The 15,117-nt window shown below is 63.2% G+C and carries 20 protein-coding genes and 1 pseudogene; 14 read left to right on the top strand and 7 right to left on the bottom strand.

Annotation, left to right across the window (positions count from 1 at the left end):
• Positions 1 to 184: 184 nt before the first annotated feature.
• The gene (locus DU505_RS22850) at positions 185 to 784 is read left to right on the top strand and encodes a helix-turn-helix domain-containing protein (protein ID WP_245947855.1); all 600 of its coding nucleotides are present in this window, start codon (positions 185 to 187) and stop codon (positions 782 to 784) included.
• 13 nt (positions 785 to 797) lie between these two features.
• Here DU505_RS22850 and DU505_RS09055 read toward each other — a convergent pair whose 3' ends face one another.
• From DU505_RS09055 to DU505_RS09040, 4 genes are all read right to left on the bottom strand, one after another.
• On the bottom strand, positions 798 to 1,406 hold the full coding sequence (locus DU505_RS09055) for a hypothetical protein (RefSeq protein ID WP_114478816.1): 609 nt from the start codon (positions 1,404 to 1,406) through the stop codon (positions 798 to 800).
• A gap of 228 nt (positions 1,407 to 1,634) precedes the next feature.
• A complete protein-coding gene (locus DU505_RS09050) occupies positions 1,635 to 2,234 on the bottom strand; it encodes a hypothetical protein (protein ID WP_114478673.1) in 600 nt (199 codons plus the stop codon).
• A gap of 615 nt (positions 2,235 to 2,849) precedes the next feature.
• Positions 2,850 to 3,461: a LysE family translocator gene (locus DU505_RS09045; protein ID WP_114478815.1), complete on the bottom strand. Its 612-nt coding sequence runs from the start codon at positions 3,459 to 3,461 to the stop codon at positions 2,850 to 2,852.
• A 101-nt stretch (positions 3,462 to 3,562) separates the two neighbouring features.
• Positions 3,563 to 4,345, bottom strand: a complete 783-nt coding sequence (locus DU505_RS09040; protein WP_245947853.1) for an AraC family transcriptional regulator — start codon at positions 4,343 to 4,345, stop codon at positions 3,563 to 3,565.
• A 257-nt stretch (positions 4,346 to 4,602) separates the two neighbouring features.
• Between DU505_RS09040 and DU505_RS09035 the strand changes: the two genes are divergently transcribed.
• Entirely contained in the window at positions 4,603 to 5,409 is an 807-nt protein-coding gene (locus DU505_RS09035) for a sulfite exporter TauE/SafE family protein (RefSeq protein WP_114478671.1), read from the top strand.
• A 672-nt stretch (positions 5,410 to 6,081) separates the two neighbouring features.
• Here DU505_RS09035 and DU505_RS09030 read toward each other — a convergent pair.
• From DU505_RS09030 to DU505_RS23170, 3 genes and pseudogenes are all read right to left on the bottom strand, one after another.
• The gene (locus DU505_RS09030; protein WP_114478670.1) at positions 6,082 to 7,146 is read right to left on the bottom strand and encodes a phage portal protein; all 1,065 of its coding nucleotides are present in this window, start codon (positions 7,144 to 7,146) and stop codon (positions 6,082 to 6,084) included.
• The gene (locus DU505_RS23175) at positions 7,143 to 7,955 is read right to left on the bottom strand and encodes a phage terminase large subunit family protein (RefSeq protein ID WP_479688574.1); all 813 of its coding nucleotides are present in this window, start codon (positions 7,953 to 7,955) and stop codon (positions 7,143 to 7,145) included. Before DU505_RS23175 ends, DU505_RS09030 begins: the two co-directional genes overlap by 4 nt.
• Before the next feature lie 122 nt (positions 7,956 to 8,077).
• Positions 8,078 to 8,911: pseudogene (locus DU505_RS23170) on the bottom strand (terminase large subunit domain-containing protein); the annotation flags it as partial.
• A gap of 170 nt (positions 8,912 to 9,081) precedes the next feature.
• Between DU505_RS23170 and DU505_RS09020 the strand changes: the two are divergent.
• The 12 genes from DU505_RS09020 to DU505_RS08970 all read left to right on the top strand — a co-directional run bounded on the left by DU505_RS09020 (position 9,082) and on the right by DU505_RS08970 (position 15,076).
• Entirely contained in the window at positions 9,082 to 9,909 is an 828-nt protein-coding gene (locus tag DU505_RS09020) for a GPO family capsid scaffolding protein (RefSeq protein WP_114478669.1), read from the top strand.
• Between the two features lie 9 nt (positions 9,910 to 9,918).
• Positions 9,919 to 10,932 carry a phage major capsid protein, P2 family gene (locus DU505_RS09015; protein WP_114478668.1) on the top strand — a complete coding sequence of 338 codons (1,014 nt, stop codon included), beginning with the start codon at positions 9,919 to 9,921 and terminating at the stop codon, positions 10,930 to 10,932.
• Positions 10,933 to 10,942: 10 nt separating this feature from the next.
• Positions 10,943 to 11,656, top strand: coding sequence for a phage terminase small subunit (gene gpM / locus DU505_RS09010; RefSeq protein ID WP_114478667.1), 714 nt, complete (start codon positions 10,943 to 10,945; stop codon positions 11,654 to 11,656).
• Between the two features lie 104 nt (positions 11,657 to 11,760).
• A complete protein-coding gene (locus DU505_RS09005) occupies positions 11,761 to 12,231 on the top strand; it encodes a head completion/stabilization protein (protein WP_114478666.1) in 471 nt (156 codons plus the stop codon).
• On the top strand, positions 12,228 to 12,440 hold the full coding sequence (locus DU505_RS09000) for a tail protein X (RefSeq protein ID WP_114478665.1): 213 nt from the start codon (positions 12,228 to 12,230) through the stop codon (positions 12,438 to 12,440). Before DU505_RS09005 ends, DU505_RS09000 begins: the two co-directional genes overlap by 4 nt.
• Before the next feature lie 20 nt (positions 12,441 to 12,460).
• Positions 12,461 to 12,805, top strand: coding sequence for a putative holin (locus DU505_RS08995; protein WP_114478664.1), 345 nt, complete (start codon positions 12,461 to 12,463; stop codon positions 12,803 to 12,805).
• Positions 12,802 to 13,080: a phage holin family protein gene (locus DU505_RS08990; RefSeq protein WP_181872779.1), complete on the top strand. Its 279-nt coding sequence runs from the start codon at positions 12,802 to 12,804 to the stop codon at positions 13,078 to 13,080. The genes DU505_RS08995 and DU505_RS08990 overlap by 4 nt, the downstream gene beginning before the upstream one ends.
• A 1-nt stretch (position 13,081) precedes the next feature.
• The gene (locus tag DU505_RS08985; protein ID WP_114478662.1) at positions 13,082 to 13,657 is read left to right on the top strand and encodes an N-acetylmuramoyl-L-alanine amidase; all 576 of its coding nucleotides are present in this window, start codon (positions 13,082 to 13,084) and stop codon (positions 13,655 to 13,657) included.
• Entirely contained in the window at positions 13,654 to 14,025 is a 372-nt protein-coding gene (locus DU505_RS08980; RefSeq protein ID WP_114478661.1) for a hypothetical protein, read from the top strand. Before DU505_RS08985 ends, DU505_RS08980 begins: the two co-directional genes overlap by 4 nt.
• Complete coding sequence (gene lysC, locus DU505_RS23085) at positions 13,910 to 14,146, top strand: Rz1-like lysis system protein LysC (RefSeq protein ID WP_422667008.1); 237 nt, start codon at positions 13,910 to 13,912, stop codon at positions 14,144 to 14,146. Before DU505_RS08980 ends, lysC begins: the two co-directional genes overlap by 116 nt.
• Positions 14,143 to 14,634: a phage tail protein gene (locus DU505_RS08975; protein ID WP_114478660.1), complete on the top strand. Its 492-nt coding sequence runs from the start codon at positions 14,143 to 14,145 to the stop codon at positions 14,632 to 14,634. Before lysC ends, DU505_RS08975 begins: the two co-directional genes overlap by 4 nt.
• The gene (locus DU505_RS08970) at positions 14,627 to 15,076 is read left to right on the top strand and encodes a phage virion morphogenesis protein (protein WP_114478659.1); all 450 of its coding nucleotides are present in this window, start codon (positions 14,627 to 14,629) and stop codon (positions 15,074 to 15,076) included. Before DU505_RS08975 ends, DU505_RS08970 begins: the two co-directional genes overlap by 8 nt.
• The last annotated feature ends 41 nt before the right edge of the window (positions 15,077 to 15,117 follow it).

The raw sequence follows: 15,117 nt of genomic DNA, 5'->3' as shown, positions 1-15,117 counted from the left end.
GACAGATACACAAGAATACTCCTCACATACAAAAACCACAGGGAACAGTGCTGGTGCACAGCGTATGGATTCTTCACTTCACCTGGGGGATGGTTTTATTATCGTTGACGCAGTAAATTTGCACAGTTAACACAGATCATTGACTATCCCTTTCTTTTATACATCGTAGGCAGGGAATGAAGAGATGCATGCATTGGGCCCACGCATCAAGCAGCTTCGGCTAGAGGCGAGTCTCAACAAGGCGGCACTGGCAAGGAAAGTCGGCGTTTCCGATGTAACAATTTCCTACTGGGAGTCAGGCGCCATCAAGCAAATCGGCCACGAGCGGCTGGTCTCCCTGGCCGAGGCCTTGGGCTGTCCCTTGCGCCGCCTGTTGGAGGATGACAGTGTCGACGCGCTACCCACACCGCTCTATCTGCGCAGCCAACCGCCAGCGCCCTGGCATGACCCCAATGCCAACCGTATCACGCTGCCCGAAGGCTTCCTGGCGGGTATCAACTGGCAGGGCGAGTGCTATCTGGTCACGCCTGCCCCCGGTGAACGTTTCGACTATCTGGGCACGGGCGACCTGGCCGCCTTCGGGCCAATCGAGACATACGACCAACCTGGCCGATACTTGATAGAAGGCGCTGTAGGCCTTTTCATCGGTCAACTGGAGCGCGGCCATAGCGGGGAATTGCTCTACACCAGCGAGAAAGTAGCAGCGGCCCAGGCCAGACCACTGGAGAAAAACGATCATCCGGTCGGCAGGCTATTGGCACGCTGGCGTCAGGAGGGGTGGTGAGCACGCCGTTACCTCACTCGACGTCCAGCACCTCCACCTCATCGGTGGTCCGCCGAGGCTCATTACCGATCAGGTAGCGCCGTGAATAGCTCGCCACCTGCCCCAGGCCGTGGCGTGAACGTCTCACCAGCGGGCCAGCCAGATGCTCACCCTGATCTCCGATTCGCTCGCGTATCGTCGGGGGCTGCACGGTGGACTCCGGCAAATTGACGGTAATGGTATAGCCCCCATCGGGAAGTCCACTTCCCGGTCCGAATGGCCCCGCTTCAAAACGGTTGCCCTGAACCTCGGTGCGCGACTGCCAACGCACGCCGCTCAGCTCACGCTCCACCACAATCAACAGGCGCGTCATTTCTGGCAGATTGGTTTCCCCCTCCACCATCAACCGCCGGTCGTTACGCAAGGTGGCAGTGACATCGATAGCCACCTCCAGCGGCTCCGCCTCCGGCACCTCCTCGGCAGGTTCTGCCTGCACTTCGTCGGTCGCGACGGCTTCCGGCGCTTCATTCGTCACTTCATCATCTGCCGGCCCGGTATCTTCCGGCCCAGTGTCGTTACCGCAGCCGGACAGCGCCAGCAGAGCCACCAATCCAACGCAGGACAGTCGACGCCGTACCTTCATGAATTCCTCCAGACCGAACATTGATCTTCTAGACTACCATCGGCTCGTACGGTTCGTCCTAACGGCGACAGGAATCCACCTTTTGCCAGGTCTGCCCTGCGCCAGAAGAACCGCCCGGGAACTCAAGTCGCCGGTCGGGTAATTCACCACGTGTACCGCTGCAGCTACGTTCGATACGTTGCGGGTCGATCAAATCATCGCGCAGCTATTCCAATATTCACTGGAATCTCATTGCTCGGGAAAGAAAAGCGGATAGTGCCACGCTTCATAGGGTTTGCAGGAGGTCACCTGCTCTCCCAACTGCATCAAGCGAGAGGATATCTCTGAACATTCTTCCTTGGTGAAAAAGGGACCAATTTCTTTCTCTTCATCCTCTTCGATATGATAAAACTTCAATAATGTCGTGGAAGATGCATTGGCGCTGGCTAACCGCTCCACATAAGTATCCACCATGTCCGCAGCCTCCTTGAACACATCGCAAAGATTTTCACGACGCGCCGCCAAGGCACTGACGACCTCCTGACTTTCGCCGGCAATTACGGCATGATCCGCCATCAGGCAATTCAACTTGTGCTGCCTCAGGATGCTTAGTGACTGCTCATAAAAGTAGTCATTATAGCTCATCAAATCCGCAACACGCTCAGAGTAGGAAGCCTTCACTTTCTCGTATCGCGAAACCTCCGCCGAGCGCATATCGACCACTTTTATTTCTGAGCGATGCGGCCAGAACAAGACCCACGCCATGAAGGAAAAAAACAACATGACGCCAAGCACAACGCCATTTTCAAAAACAATCCTCTCCCCTCGCCGCCACAGATGTTTATTCATTCTTACTTCCTTGCGTTTGCCTGCTTGTCATTGGGCTATGACTTCCTTCTTCTTTCATCTGCTTTCTTGTCCCAGACCAGCAACCCCTGCTGATTGATGTCGCACTTCTGCAAACACCCGGCTGCCCCCCCCGGATACCCCATACGCCCGTTCACTTTTCCCCCTGCGGCAAAAAACGTGCCGAAATCTCCGCGGATCCTGCCTGGCAAAAGGGCTCCTATCCTCCTTCTTTCCACTTTCACAGCTGTGAACTTGAATAAAGTGCGCTTCAGGCTGTCTCCACTGGCTCTCTGCCGAACACAAGTGAGCGGACGTGAGGCAGTGAGGCGGTAAAACAGAGAAAGCCCGGCCGTGAGGCCGGGCTTCTATCTTCACATCCCTTTCCTGCCTTTCACGAACGTCCTGTTCGCGCTTCCTTGGTACCATGCCATCCTGGCTCGTTCTTCCCTGTAGAGCCGTCCATTGCTCAATGACTTCACCATGACAGCTTGGCCAGGAAAAACGCTTAACGCAGGTTATTAACGCTTGTAAGAGATCGCCTACACGATCTGTAGGAAATCAGCCCGAAACTCGGCCCACCTTACCCCTTGGCAAGCCCGCTCACCCGCCGCACCGCTAGCGCTCTACCAACGCAAGCCGGATGCCGAGTGCCAAGAAGGCAGTCGCAAAGCCGCGCCGCATCCAGGCCAGCACCTCCGGGCGGGAGATGACATGGCTGCGCACGGCCGCCGCAAAAGCGCCGTAGCCACTGAAGACAACCAACGTCATCATCATGAACACAGCACTCAGCTCCAGCATTCGCAGCAGCGGAGCCGTTTCGCTGGCATCGAGGAATTGGGGGAGGAACGCGACAAAGAAGATCGTCAGCTTCGGGTTGAGAAGGTTGACGAATGCCGCGGAGGCCATGATGGACCAACCAGCCTGCGGACTGGCGCCCTGCTCAATCCTGAGTGCCCCCCTCTCCCTCAACGTGCCCCAGGCAAGGTATAGCAGGTAGCCAACACCCGCAAACTTGAGCATCTGGAAGGCCACGGCACTGGTATGCAACAAGGGGGCAAGGCCTAGCGTAGCAACCAACATGTGCGGCACGATACCAAGGGTGCAGCCCGCTGCCGCCAGGATACCCGCCACGACACCACGCGTGATTCCCGCCACCAGGGTGAAGATCACTCCGGTTCCAGGCAAGGCGACGATGACCAGCGAGGTCAGTAGAAATTCGATACTCACGAGCGGACTCTCCCAATGGCTGAAGTGGGTCGAGCATGGGCTCGCTACCACTCTGCTCGCCATCGGGTAGAGCGTCTTGAAGGAAATTGCAGGTGCTCACGTCATCCCAGTGCCGCCCGGTAGCGCCCGGGTGAAATACCCAACTGCCGCGTGAAGGCCCGGGTCATATGGCTCTGGTCGGCGAAGCCGGCCCCCGCCGCCGCCTGGCTCAGCGTCTGGCCTTCGATGATAAGTTGCCTCGCCACACGCACACGCCGCTGAACACGATAGGCATGCGGTGTCATGCCGGTCTCGCGGACAAAGCCGCGCAGCAACTGATACCGGCTCACCCCGACCTCGGCCGCCAGCTCAGCCAGGGAGGCTGCCTGCTCCGGTGCCTCGTCAAGCCACTGGCGCACCCTTGCCATACGGGGGAGAGGGTCATCGCAGCGGGCCTGATAGGCGCCATGCCGGCGAAATGCGCTAGCCAAGAAGCGCAGCAACAGCTCTTCGACGGCCATCGGCTCGCTGTCAGTCAGCGTCGCCTTGGTAAAAAGCTGCTGAAACAGCGCCGCACACCGGGGATCATCAATAGCCGGCCTGGCAAACTCGATCGTCCGGCTCCCCTCGCCATCCAGGGCACCTTCCAAACTGCACGCCACCAGGGCCGGGTCGAAATAGAGCATTCGCCAGGCACGGCTGACGCCATTCATCGGGCTGCCATCGTGCAGCTCTCCGGGATTGACCGTAATCAGATTGCCGGCGCGGGCATCCACCGTGCCGAGACCGCTCCAGGAGCGATGACCACCGGACACGATCAGGCCAATTCCGAACTGGTCGTGGGCGTGCCGGGGAAACGTTCTATTGGAAACGAGGCTCAACGCCTCCAGTCCGGGGAGAGACACCCTGTGGGCCACGGCTCGATGAGCAGGCAGCTCTCTTTTATTCCCTTTATCGGTCCCTCGCGCGATCTTCATCGCCTTCCCCTGCATTCACGCCATGCCCTCAGTCAGTGCCATGTCTCCGCTAGCACTTCCCATATCGTCGGGCCGTGCAGCCAATAGCATAGCTCACGCCACCTCTTTTTCACCCACCGCCTGACAGTCAACTTCCCGTACAATGGACCGCCAATTCTGGCGAAGCCCTTTCAGGAGACGCGACCTTGGAACTCATCTGGTGGCTGGCCTACGTTGCCCTGGGCGGCGTAGTCGGCCTCATGGCCGGCCTGCTCGGCATCGGTGGCGGCGGCATCATGGTGCCGATTCTTACCTCACTGTTCGTGCTGCAGGGCGTGCCTCATGAACACCTCGCCCATCTGGCCCTGGGCACCGCCATGGCTGCCATCATTCCCGCCGCCACCGCCAGCCTGCTATCCCACCATCGCCACGGGGCCGTGGACTGGAAAACCGTACGCTTCATTACGCCGGGTATCCTGACCGGTACCTTCATGGCGACCTTCATCGCCGCCCTGATGCCAACCCGAGGCCTGGCCATCTTCTTTGCCTGCTTCATGGTGCTGATGTCGCTGCAGATGCTCGCCAACCTGAAGCCCAAGCCGAGCCGCAGCCTGCCAGGCCCGATCGGCCTGAGCGGTGCCGGCCTCGGCATTGGCGGCATTTCGGCCCTGGTGGCCATCGGCGGTGGCTCGCTGACGGTGCCCTTTCTGACCTGGTGCAACGTGAAGCTGCCCCGCGCCATCGGCACCTCAGCGGCCGTGGGGCTGCCCATCGCCGTGGCGGGTGCGCTGGGCTACATCATCAACGGCTGGGCCACACAGGGCCTGCCGACGGCCGCCCTGGGCTACGTCTACCTACCCGCCCTGCTGCTGATGGCGCCCTTCAGTATCCTCACCGCCCCCATCGGTGCCAGGCTGGCCCACAAGCTCCCCGTCGCCCTGCTCAAGCGGGTCTTCGCCGTCATGCTGATGGGGCTGGCACTGCAGATGGTGTATGCGGTGTTCACTGCATGAGGCTGTCCGGCGATGGTCAATGCCTGAGATGGTCAACGATTGACCAGGGCTGATAGACTATGCCCCTTCCTCCGCCCTACCCAGTGATGCCGATGCCCGAGCTCGACCGCACCTTTTCTGTTGCCCCGATGATGGATGGGACAACGAAGCCGGCAGCTACGGGCCTCGCGGGCCGCTTGGTACACTAGTGGTACAGCACCCCACTCGCGGCAGGAATTCAACGAAGCCGGCAGACCATCCATGGTTGCCGGCTTTTCAGTGCCCACCAGATGAAAACCGCCTGTGCATAACCACCCCGAAAGCGCATAAAATCGCATAAGAAAAGAACCTCTAATAACCACCCGCGAGCCCAGTAACGGCGAGGGCTGAACCCTTATCGCATAAGTGCATAAAAATAATTATTTTTAGAGCGCAGGCGGGGCGGGGTGCCGATGGCGCGCCGTGGGGTGGCGCCGGGGTGGGGGTGGTGCTGCCGGTGGTGGCCAGCAGGCCGAAAGGAAAGCACAGGGCGAGGGGCGGGCAGGGGTAGCAGCGGCGAGGCTCAGGCGGCCGCGCTGGGCATTGTCGCAGATACTAAAGCTAATGCGTCTCAAAAAAGATTGGCAGGTTGGCCAGAAAAAGCCGCCCAGGTGGGCGGCAGGGGTTGGCGTGGGGTCTGGCCTGAGGGCTGGGCTACCGGGTCGGGTCCAGGCCGCCACCGCCCGGGGCATCCAGCGAGTAAGGCCGGAACCGGACGATCTCTTCACCCATCAGCTCGTTGATCTCCATCATCGTTGCCTGCAGGGGCTCCAGTTCGTTGGCCACGAACACCCGGGCGGCCTTCTCGACGTCACCGAACCCCGCCGTGTTCATGGGGACCACCCCCATCAGCTGGGGGGGTATCCTATGCCCGGCCAGTTGGTCATCTCGAGTCAGGTTCTTGATGTTGAAGAAATCATCCTTCGCCGCGACCTCGGAAACCGGGATGATCTGAACCCCGTCTTTCTTGCCCCCGGGGGAGTACATGAACAGGTTCCGGAAATTGCCGGGGCCTTTGCTCTCCTTGAGCGCCGTGCGGATGGCATCGATGTCGCCCTGGTCCTGGGCAGGGTCATTGACGTACATGATGAACCCGGCGTGCGAGCCGTTGAGGTAGTAACGCCGGCGGAAGAGCGTCGCGCTCTCGTTGAGCCAGGCGCTTTGCAGGCTGCCGATATAGTCGGGTACCCCATAGATCGATTGATCGATGTCGGGCTCGAGCAGGTGCACCACCCTGCCCCTGGGCAACTCGACTTTCTCAAGGTAGTTCGGTACCCACCAATAGCGGTCGGCATTCGCGCCGCCCCGCCGCATGTACTTGGCGCGCAGATGCCGGAACGGCAACCGCCTGCCCAGCCGGCCGACCACTTCCTCGAGGTAACCATTGCCGAACACCAGGTAATCCAGGGCCAGCGCGCTGAACGCCTGGCGGCCCAGCAGCTCATGGGGCTGGAAGGTGCGCAGCAGAATGTTCCGCTTCACTTGCAACGCCGACCCATGGTGGGCGGTGGCCCGGTAGCTCTTCGCCAGGATCGACAGCGGGATCGGCGGCTCGTACCACTCGTCAGGCGAGAGCCAAACCCCCTCATACCAGATGTCGCGCATGCTGGTCACCGGCTCCGGCTCGCCGAAGCTGAACGCCTCCATCCGGCCCGGGCCACTGTCGTCGGTCTTGTAGGCCGGCACCCTGATGCGCGGCTTGGCGGCTGTCTCGCTCATTCGAAAATCTCCATCATTGAGTGACCCGTTCCGGCCTCGGCCGGGCCTTCGATCGGTTCTTTGTGCAAGGCGTGCATCGTCGCCCACGCCAAGTCGGCGTGGCCGGTCTGTTTGTTGCGTCCGGATTTGTAGGTGAACTGGCGCCCGCTGTCGGTCAGCTCGCGCTTGATCGCCATAAACGATTGCATGAGGTCGGCCCAGCCGGCGTCGAACTCAAGCCGCCCTTTCCGCATGATCTGCTGAGCCTGCATGACCATCATGCCCTTCAGCTCCGGGGTGTAGCGGTAACGCACCACGGTGGGGAACCACTTTTCGACGTACTCGGCCACCGCCCCGCCGAGCCCGGTAGTGTCGATGCCGATGTGCTCGATGCGGTACTTGTCGCGGAAGCCCTTGATGAAATCAGCCTGGGCCTCGTAGTCGTCGCCCTTGAGACGGTGACGCTCCAACACCCGGTGCCGCTCGCCCATCGAGCGAGCCGGAAGCACCACCACCAGGCCAGCGCCGTCGCCATCCTCGCCGGTACCGGTCGGGTCGTAGCCGATCCAGACGCCCCGGTCGCCCACCGGCCGAGGCGCGAACGGCCGGTAGTCGTCCCACACCTCCCAGCTGTCGACCATGCACGGCATGACCAGAGACAGCGGGAAAGCTGACTGGCTGTCGTCGACGAACTGGCACATGAGCAAGTTGGCGAACTCGTCGTCGCTGTACTCGAGGCGCAGCTGGTCGAGGTCGAACAGGTCGCAGCCGCCGGCGATGGCGTCTTCCACCGTGACGATCTGCCGCCACTGCCCATCGGGGCAGACCATCCCGCGAGCCAGCGCAGCATGGGAAACGTCGAACTCCTTGCGATCCTTCTTCGCCCGGCGCTTGTTGAAAGCTCACCATTCCAGAACGGGTAAGCCTCGTGGCCGACACTCGACGGCGTGCTGAAATAGGTCTGCCGCCATTTCTTGTGCATCGCCATGCCGCTGGTGACCTTGCGGAACTCCTGGAACCGGTGGATCCAAAAATACTCATCAAGGAAAACGTCGCCGTGGTAGCCCTGAGCGGTCTTCGAGTTGGTGCCGAGGAAGTGCAGCTCGGCGCCGTTGTCCAGCACCAGGGGATCACCCTTCAGCTCGACGTCGCAGACCTCTTTCACGAACTGAACGATGTAGTTCTTGAAGATATGCGCCTGGGCCTTACTGGCTGACAGGAAGATCTTGTTCCTGCCCGTCTCAAAGGCATCGACGATGGCCTCGCGGGCGAAGTACCAGGTCGCGCCGATCTGCCTGCTCTTCAAGATGTTGCGGATGCGGTGCTTCTGGCCGGCGTCGTACCACTCGACCTGGTACTCGAACAGCGAATCCATGAAGGCGTCTTTGAGCGCCTCGATCTGCTCGTCTTCCAGGAAGTTGCGGCGCTGTTTCCGCCGCGGCGCCTCGTTGCGGGCGTTGATATTCGGGTTGAGGTCGGCCTCCTTGCCAGTCTCCTGGTACCGGTGCACCCGGGCCAGTCGCTCGATCTGCCGGCCGAGCAGGTCGATCTCCTTGAAGTCCCGCCCCTCCTTGGGCTCCTTGACGATCAGCTGCACCAGGCGCGCCTCGAGCGCGCCCTCGACTCGCTGGGTCGGCGTCGCGCCCTCCCAGTCGTCGCGCTGTTTCCAGCTGTGCACGGTCGCGGGTTTCTCGCCGATGAACTCGGCAATGCGCGCCACTCGCCAGCCCTGCCAGTACAGGTGTCGGGCCGTCAGGCGGGGGGAATCAATTAGGTCGGGGGGCATCGTCGTCATGCCGCCAGCGTACCCGCGCACGCGCAGGGCGCCCGGTGCCCCCGGTTGTGGATAAGAGTCCTACAACGCCCCCAAGTTGAGGCGCTGCGCATGGGCGCGGAACCTGACCGCATTGAACCGCCATGAACCGAGTCAGCCCAGACACTGCCCGAGGACAATCTATGAAATGGTTCCGCGTCGCCACGCAAGGCGCCACTACTGACGGCCGCGAGATCTCACGCGAGTGGATCCAGCAGATGGCCGCCAACTACGACCCCAAGAAATACGGCGCCCGGGTCTGGATGGAGCACATGCGCGGCATGTACCACGACGGCCCCTTCGCCGCGCTCGGCGATGTCACCGCCGCCAAGGCCGAAGAGGTCGAAGACGGCAAGCTGGCCCTGTTCGTGCAGATCGACCCCACCGACCGGCTGAAGGAAATCAACGGCCAGCGGCAGAAGGTCTACAGCTCCATCGAGGTGAACCCCAAGTTCGCCGACACCGGTGAGGCCTACCTCGAAGGGCTCGCGGTCACCGACTCGCCGGCATCGCTCGGTACCGAGATGCTGCAGTTCAGCGCCCAGCAGGGTGACAAGAGCCCGCTGGCCGACCGCAAGCGCAGCCCGGGCAACCTCTTCACCGCCGCCGTCGAGACAGAGCTCGATTTCTCCACCGAGCAGGAAGACGAGCCGGCCGACAAGGGCCCCACGCTGGCCGACCGGGTCAAGGCGCTGTTCAAAAAGCACGACGCCAAGACCGCCGACGGCTTCGACGCCTTCCGCACCGAGCTCGAGCAGACCCTCGAGCTGTTCGTCCAGCGCCATAGCGCCCTGGCCGACGATCTCGAAGCTCGGCCGACCGCCGAGGCCTTCGCCGAGCTGCAGCAGGCGCACGAAGCGACCAAGACCAAGCTCGACGAGCTGTGCACCAAGCTCGACACCACCCCTGACACCCCCAACCGCTCATCTGCCACCGGCCCCGCCGGCGGTGCTGAACTGACCGACTGCTAAGGACTGACCATGCGCAACGAAACCCGTATTGCCTTCAACAACTGGAAGGACCGCCTGGCGCAGCTGTCAGCCGTGCCCAGCGCCGCCGAGACGTTCAGCGTCTCGCCCAGCGTTCAGCAGACCCTGGAATCCAAGATTCAGGAATCCAGCGAGTTCCTTGGCCAGATCAACATCGTCGGCGTCGACGAGCTCAAGGGCGAAAAGCTCGGCCTCGGCATTTCCGGGCCTGTCGCCGGCCGCACCGATGTCAGCCAGAATGACCGCGCCCCGCGTGACCTCAGCACCCTGAGCGACAACGCCTACGAGTGCCACAGCACCGAGTTCGACACCTTCCTCGGCTGGGGCAAGATGGACTCCTGGGCCAAGTTCCCGGACTTCCAAACCCGCGTGCGCAACGCAATCGTTCGCCAGCAGGCGCTCGACCGCATCATGATCGGCTTCAACGGCACCTCAGCCGCCACCGAAACCGACCGCACCGCGAACCCGCTGCTGCAGGACGTCAACATCGGTTGGTTGCAGAAGTACCGCACCCACGCCCCGGCCCGCGTGCTGACCGAAGTCGTAGCAGCATCCGGCAAGGTGACCGTCGGCGCCGCAGGCGACTACAAGAACCTCGACGCACTGGTCTTCGACGCCGTCAACGAGATGATCGATCCCTGGTTCCGCGAGTCCACCGACCTGGTGGCCATCATGGGCCGCAAGATGCTCGCCGATAAGTATTTCCCGCTGATCCAGCAGCACGCTGAAACGCCCACCGAGGCCCGGGCGCTAGACCTGATCATCAGCCAGAAGCGTGTCGGTGGCCTGCAGGCGGTGCGGGCGCCCTTCGTGCCCGATGGCACCGTGTTCATCACCAGCCTGCAGAACCTGTCCATGTACTGGCAGCTCGGCAGCCGCCGCCGCAGCATCATCGACAACCCCAAGCGCAAGCGGGTCGAGAACTACGAATCCAGCAATGACGCCTATGTCGTCGAGGATTACGGGTTCGGCTGCCTGGTCGAGAACATCGAGTTCGCCGAATAAGGAGCGCTGAATGTCCAGCCCAGCCCGCAAGCACTACCAACGCATCACCGCCGCCCTGGCGGCGGGTGATGTGTCGCCCGGCCGGCCCCAGACCGGCGAGCAATTCGAGATCTTCGCGGCCGCGCTCTGGGAGGCGCGCCGCACCTTGAAGGACATCAAGTCCATCGAGGCAAAGGTCGAGAAAAAGCGCGAGCTGCTGCCCGAGTTCGACGCCTACGTTGCCGGCGTGCTCGAGGGCGGCAACGGCGCTCAAGACGAAGTGCTGATGACCGTCATGCTCTGGCGTTTCGACATCGGCGACCTCGCCGGTGGCCTCGCCATCGCCCGCTATGCGATGCAGCACAACCTCGACACGCCCGACCGATTCGAGCGGGATACGGCATCGATCGTAGCCGAGCAAGTGGCCGACGAAGCCCTGGCCAGTCTCGAGGCTACCGAGGAAGCCGACCTGCCCGAGATCGCTGCCCAGCTCGTCATGCACCTGGCCGAGGCCGAAGCCCTGGTCCGCGACGCCGACATGCACGACCAGATCCGCGCCAAGCTGCACAAGGCTCTTGGCTACGCCTATCGCGCCAAGGGTGAGCAGCCCGCCGAGGCTATCGAGCACCTCAAGCGCGCCCTGCAGCTCAACGACCGGGTTGGCGTGAAAAAGGACATCGAGAAGCTCGAGCGCGAATTGAAGCAACAGAACGCAGGCGACCAGGCCACCGACACCAAGGCCTGACCGCTGCCACCGAGTCGCACGCCGACGTCACGGGGGCGCCGGGCTAGAGCGGTAGCTCTCTCCTGGCTCGATGCCCGGCCCACCCCCGTTTTTGAGAGGCCACCATGTCACTGATCGCCGCCGGATACGGCACCGAAGACCCACCGGCTGCCGACATCGAGAACAACGGCTTCTGGCCTGCCGTCAGCCCCGCCGACTTCCGCCTTGTCGAGCGCCTCGACAGCAACGTAACCAGCGAGCGCGCCGTCCATGCGCTCGCCGTGGCCATGGCCGATATCAACCGCCAGTTGTCCGCCTGGCAAACCGCCCAGATGGACGAAGGCGCCGACGCCATCGGCGACGTCGCGCCGCCCAGCTGGCTGCCGCCCAACGTCTACCCGCTGCTGTACAAGCGCGCCGTCTACGCCACCGCTCACGCCACGTTGCTCGAGCGGTACCGCGAGATATCCGCCACCGGCGAAGGCGACGAGCGCGGCGAAGCCAAGGCCAGCGCCGCCGACGAATACCGCCGCGACGCCCGTTGGGCCGTGTCGGAGATCACCGGCCGCAACCACACCACCGTTGAGCTGATATGACGATCACCGTCCGCGCCCAGCAGGGCGACACGCTCGACAGCATCTGCCACCGCGTGCTTGGTGCCACCGCAGACGTCACCGAGCAAGCCCTGCAGCTAAACCCAGGCATCGCCGAGCTTGGCCCGATCCTGCCCCAGGGCACCGCCGTCAGGATCCCGGAAGCCACGCCAACACCACGCCGCGCCCAACCCGTGCAGCTGTGGACATAACGAGAACGCAGAGGAACACCATGGCCGAACCCAGCACCACCACCGCCGCCGGCACCGCAACGCTCACCGCGCTGGTGATCGGCATGCTGCCGGGCATCGACGCCAACGCCGTGATCGGCGCGTTCTGTGGCGCGTCGCTATTCGTCATCAGCGCCAAGGATCTCGGCCTGTTCGAGCGTCTCGCCTATCTCGCCATCTCGTTTTGGATCGGCTACCTGGGCGGGCCCACGATGCTCGGCAGCCTCATCGACCACAGCGCCGTGGCGGCATTCGTCGCCGCCGCGGTGACCATCACCGCCGGGCTGAGAGTTATTGAGGGCGTCAAAACCCTTGATCTCAAGGCCTGGCTAGGAGGCAAAAAGTGACCATCGCCGAGCTGGTGACCGTGATCGCCGCCCTGGTGATCATCGCCCGCATCATCACATTCCGCCGCAACGGCAGCCGGTACCGGCCCGGCGTCGCCTTCCTCGCCTGGCTCGCCGTCGCCGCCTGCACCTGGATCGCCGTGCGCATCATCGCCGCCGGCGAGCCAGAGGCCTGGTGGTTGGCCCTGGTGCTCGCCGCCCTGGCCGCCCTGGTGCTGCGCTGCCGGGGCAACCTCGCCCACATCTTCAGCCATCGCCCACGTCGGAGGCACTGACATGCCCCACCCGCTCAGGCCCGCCGCTACGCAAGTCCGGTCGCTGTTCATCGCCGCCGGCCACTCGGACACCGACCCTGGCGCCGTCGGCCACGGCTACACCGAGGCCAACATCGTGCTCGAGTTCCGCGACCTGCTCGCCGCCTACCTGCGCGGCAAGGTGCTGTTCGACAAGGACGGCCAGCCCGGGCAAAACCTGCCCCTGGTCGAAGCCATCGGCGCCGCCAAGTCGCACGAGATTGCCGTCGAATTCCACTGCAACGCTGCGACGAATCCCAGCGCCACGGGCACAGAAACGCTGTCCCATCCCGACGATTACCCACTCGGGGCAGTGCTGTGCAAGGCGATTAGCGAAACCCTGGGAATCGCCAATCGCGGCCCTGATGGCGCCGTGTCGCGACAACACAGCCGCTTCGGGTTCATTCGCGATGGCGGCGGCATCATCGTCGAGCAGTTTTTCGTCAGCAACAAAAGCGACCTGGCCAAGTACATCGCCAACCGCCGGCGCCTGGTCGAAGCCATCGGCAACGTGCTGATCGAGGCCGTATGCGTCGACACCTACGACGAGGCCGCATGACCAAGGCCCGCCTCGCCGCTTTCGCCATCATGCTGGCCGGCACCCTGGCCAGCGGCTGGGCCGCCCGCGGCTGGTACGAGGACAGTCACCGCCTCACCGCCGAACGCACCGCCCAACAGGCAATCGATGCCGCCATGGCGCGGGAATCCACTATCGCCGCCGGCGTCGAGTCCCGCCTTGCCGAGCTGCAGGCGTCAGAGCGGGTCATAGACCGGGGGATCATTCGTGAGATCGAGAAACCGCTGTATCGCAATGTTTGCCTTGGTGATGACGCTATCCGCCTGCTCAACGACGCCGCCGCCGGCCGCGCCCCCGATTCAGCAGAGCCTGCTGCAGCGCTGCCCGACCGAGCTGCCAAGCCTGACTGACGGCACCGGCGCAGATGTCTCGCTGACCATGAGCAGCTGGGCCAGCCAGTACCACCGCTGCGCGACCCGCCACAACGGCCTGATCGACGCCCTCGAAACCCGCCTGGAGCCCCGCGAATGATCAAGCTCAAAGCGCTGCGCCAACACCTGATCGACGCCGTGCCCGAACTCCGCCGCGGCCCTGAAAAGCTGCTGACGTTCGTTCAAGACGGCGGTATCGCCTTTGCCCGGGGCCAGAACCTCACCCACGAATACCGCGTCGATGCTCAGATCGTCATCACCGACTATGCCGGCTCACTCGACACCCTGATGATTCCCCTGCTGCAGTGGCTAAGCCGCTACCAGCCCGACCTGGACCCAGACGAAGCCGTCAGGATGGAAGCCGAGATCCTCAGCAACAACGCCTGGGATCTCGCGCTGACCGTGCGCCTCACAGAGCGCGTCATTGCCCTGGTGGACTGCAGCACCGGCACCATCAACGCCGAACACCGCATGCCGCCCTACCCCATAGAGACATGCCCGGCAACGTCCTGGTCGCTCAACGTCAAGGGCCCCGGGGACGACGATTTCGAAGAGGCCAGCGCCTGGGAGTCGCCAAGCGATGAGTGAACCCGATCTGCAGGCCCTGGAAACATGGGTCCAACCGCTGATCGCCAAGCTCACTGCCGGCGAGCGCCGCCAGCTTGCCCGGGACTTGGGCCGCGACCTGCGCATCAGCCAGCGCGAACGCATCAATGCCCAGCAGAACCCCGACGGCACCCGCTACGAGCCCCGTGCCGCCCTGCGCGGCCAGGCCGGCGGCATCCGCCGCAAGGCCATGTTCAACAAGCTGCGCACCGCCAAGCACATCAAGGCCCGTGTCACAGCCGCCGGCGTCCAGATCGGTTTCGTCGGCCGCGTGGCCCGCATCGCCCGCGTGCACCAATACGGCCTGCGCGACCGCGTCGAACCCGGCGGGCCGATGCACAACTACCCCCGCCGCGAGCTGCTCGGCCTCACCCGTGCCGAGCAGACCCACATTCGTGACAAGCTGATCGAACACCTCACCTGATCGCCGCCCGTTGTAACCTGCCGATCCACAACCGCAACCGC

It is taken from the genome of Billgrantia montanilacus (assembly GCF_003336675.1).
Classification (GTDB): domain Bacteria; phylum Pseudomonadota; class Gammaproteobacteria; order Pseudomonadales; family Halomonadaceae; genus Halomonas; species Halomonas montanilacus.
The sequence above is the reverse complement of the archived record's forward strand: the minus strand, read 5'-3'. Positions and strand labels throughout refer to the sequence as shown.

What these genes read in the sequence shown, in the direction of transcription:
- DU505_RS22850 (WP_245947855.1), top strand. Translation starts at nt 185, where the DNA reads ATGCATGCATTGGGCCCACGCATCAAGCAGCTTCGGCTAGAGGCGAGT.
- DU505_RS09055 (WP_114478816.1), bottom strand. Translation starts at nt 1,406, where the DNA reads ATGAAGGTACGGCGTCGACTGTCCTGCGTTGGATTGGTGGCTCTGCTG.
- DU505_RS09050 (WP_114478673.1), bottom strand. Translation starts at nt 2,234, where the DNA reads ATGAATAAACATCTGTGGCGGCGAGGGGAGAGGATTGTTTTTGAAAAT.
- DU505_RS09030 (WP_114478670.1), bottom strand. Translation starts at nt 7,146, where the DNA reads ATGAGCGAGACAGCCGCCAAGCCGCGCATCAGGGTGCCGGCCTACAAG.
- DU505_RS23175 (WP_479688574.1), bottom strand. Translation starts at nt 7,955, where the DNA reads ATGGTCTGCCCCGATGGGCAGTGGCGGCAGATCGTCACGGTGGAAGAC.
- DU505_RS09020 (WP_114478669.1), top strand. Translation starts at nt 9,082, where the DNA reads ATGAAATGGTTCCGCGTCGCCACGCAAGGCGCCACTACTGACGGCCGC.
- DU505_RS09015 (WP_114478668.1), top strand. Translation starts at nt 9,919, where the DNA reads ATGCGCAACGAAACCCGTATTGCCTTCAACAACTGGAAGGACCGCCTG.
- gpM (WP_114478667.1), top strand. Translation starts at nt 10,943, where the DNA reads ATGTCCAGCCCAGCCCGCAAGCACTACCAACGCATCACCGCCGCCCTG.
- DU505_RS09005 (WP_114478666.1), top strand. Translation starts at nt 11,761, where the DNA reads ATGTCACTGATCGCCGCCGGATACGGCACCGAAGACCCACCGGCTGCC.
- DU505_RS09000 (WP_114478665.1), top strand. Translation starts at nt 12,228, where the DNA reads ATGACGATCACCGTCCGCGCCCAGCAGGGCGACACGCTCGACAGCATC.
- DU505_RS08995 (WP_114478664.1), top strand. Translation starts at nt 12,461, where the DNA reads ATGGCCGAACCCAGCACCACCACCGCCGCCGGCACCGCAACGCTCACC.
- DU505_RS08985 (WP_114478662.1), top strand. Translation starts at nt 13,082, where the DNA reads ATGCCCCACCCGCTCAGGCCCGCCGCTACGCAAGTCCGGTCGCTGTTC.
- DU505_RS08980 (WP_114478661.1), top strand. Translation starts at nt 13,654, where the DNA reads ATGACCAAGGCCCGCCTCGCCGCTTTCGCCATCATGCTGGCCGGCACC.
- lysC (WP_422667008.1), top strand. Translation starts at nt 13,910, where the DNA reads ATGTTTGCCTTGGTGATGACGCTATCCGCCTGCTCAACGACGCCGCCG.
- DU505_RS08975 (WP_114478660.1), top strand. Translation starts at nt 14,143, where the DNA reads ATGATCAAGCTCAAAGCGCTGCGCCAACACCTGATCGACGCCGTGCCC.
- DU505_RS08970 (WP_114478659.1), top strand. Translation starts at nt 14,627, where the DNA reads ATGAGTGAACCCGATCTGCAGGCCCTGGAAACATGGGTCCAACCGCTG.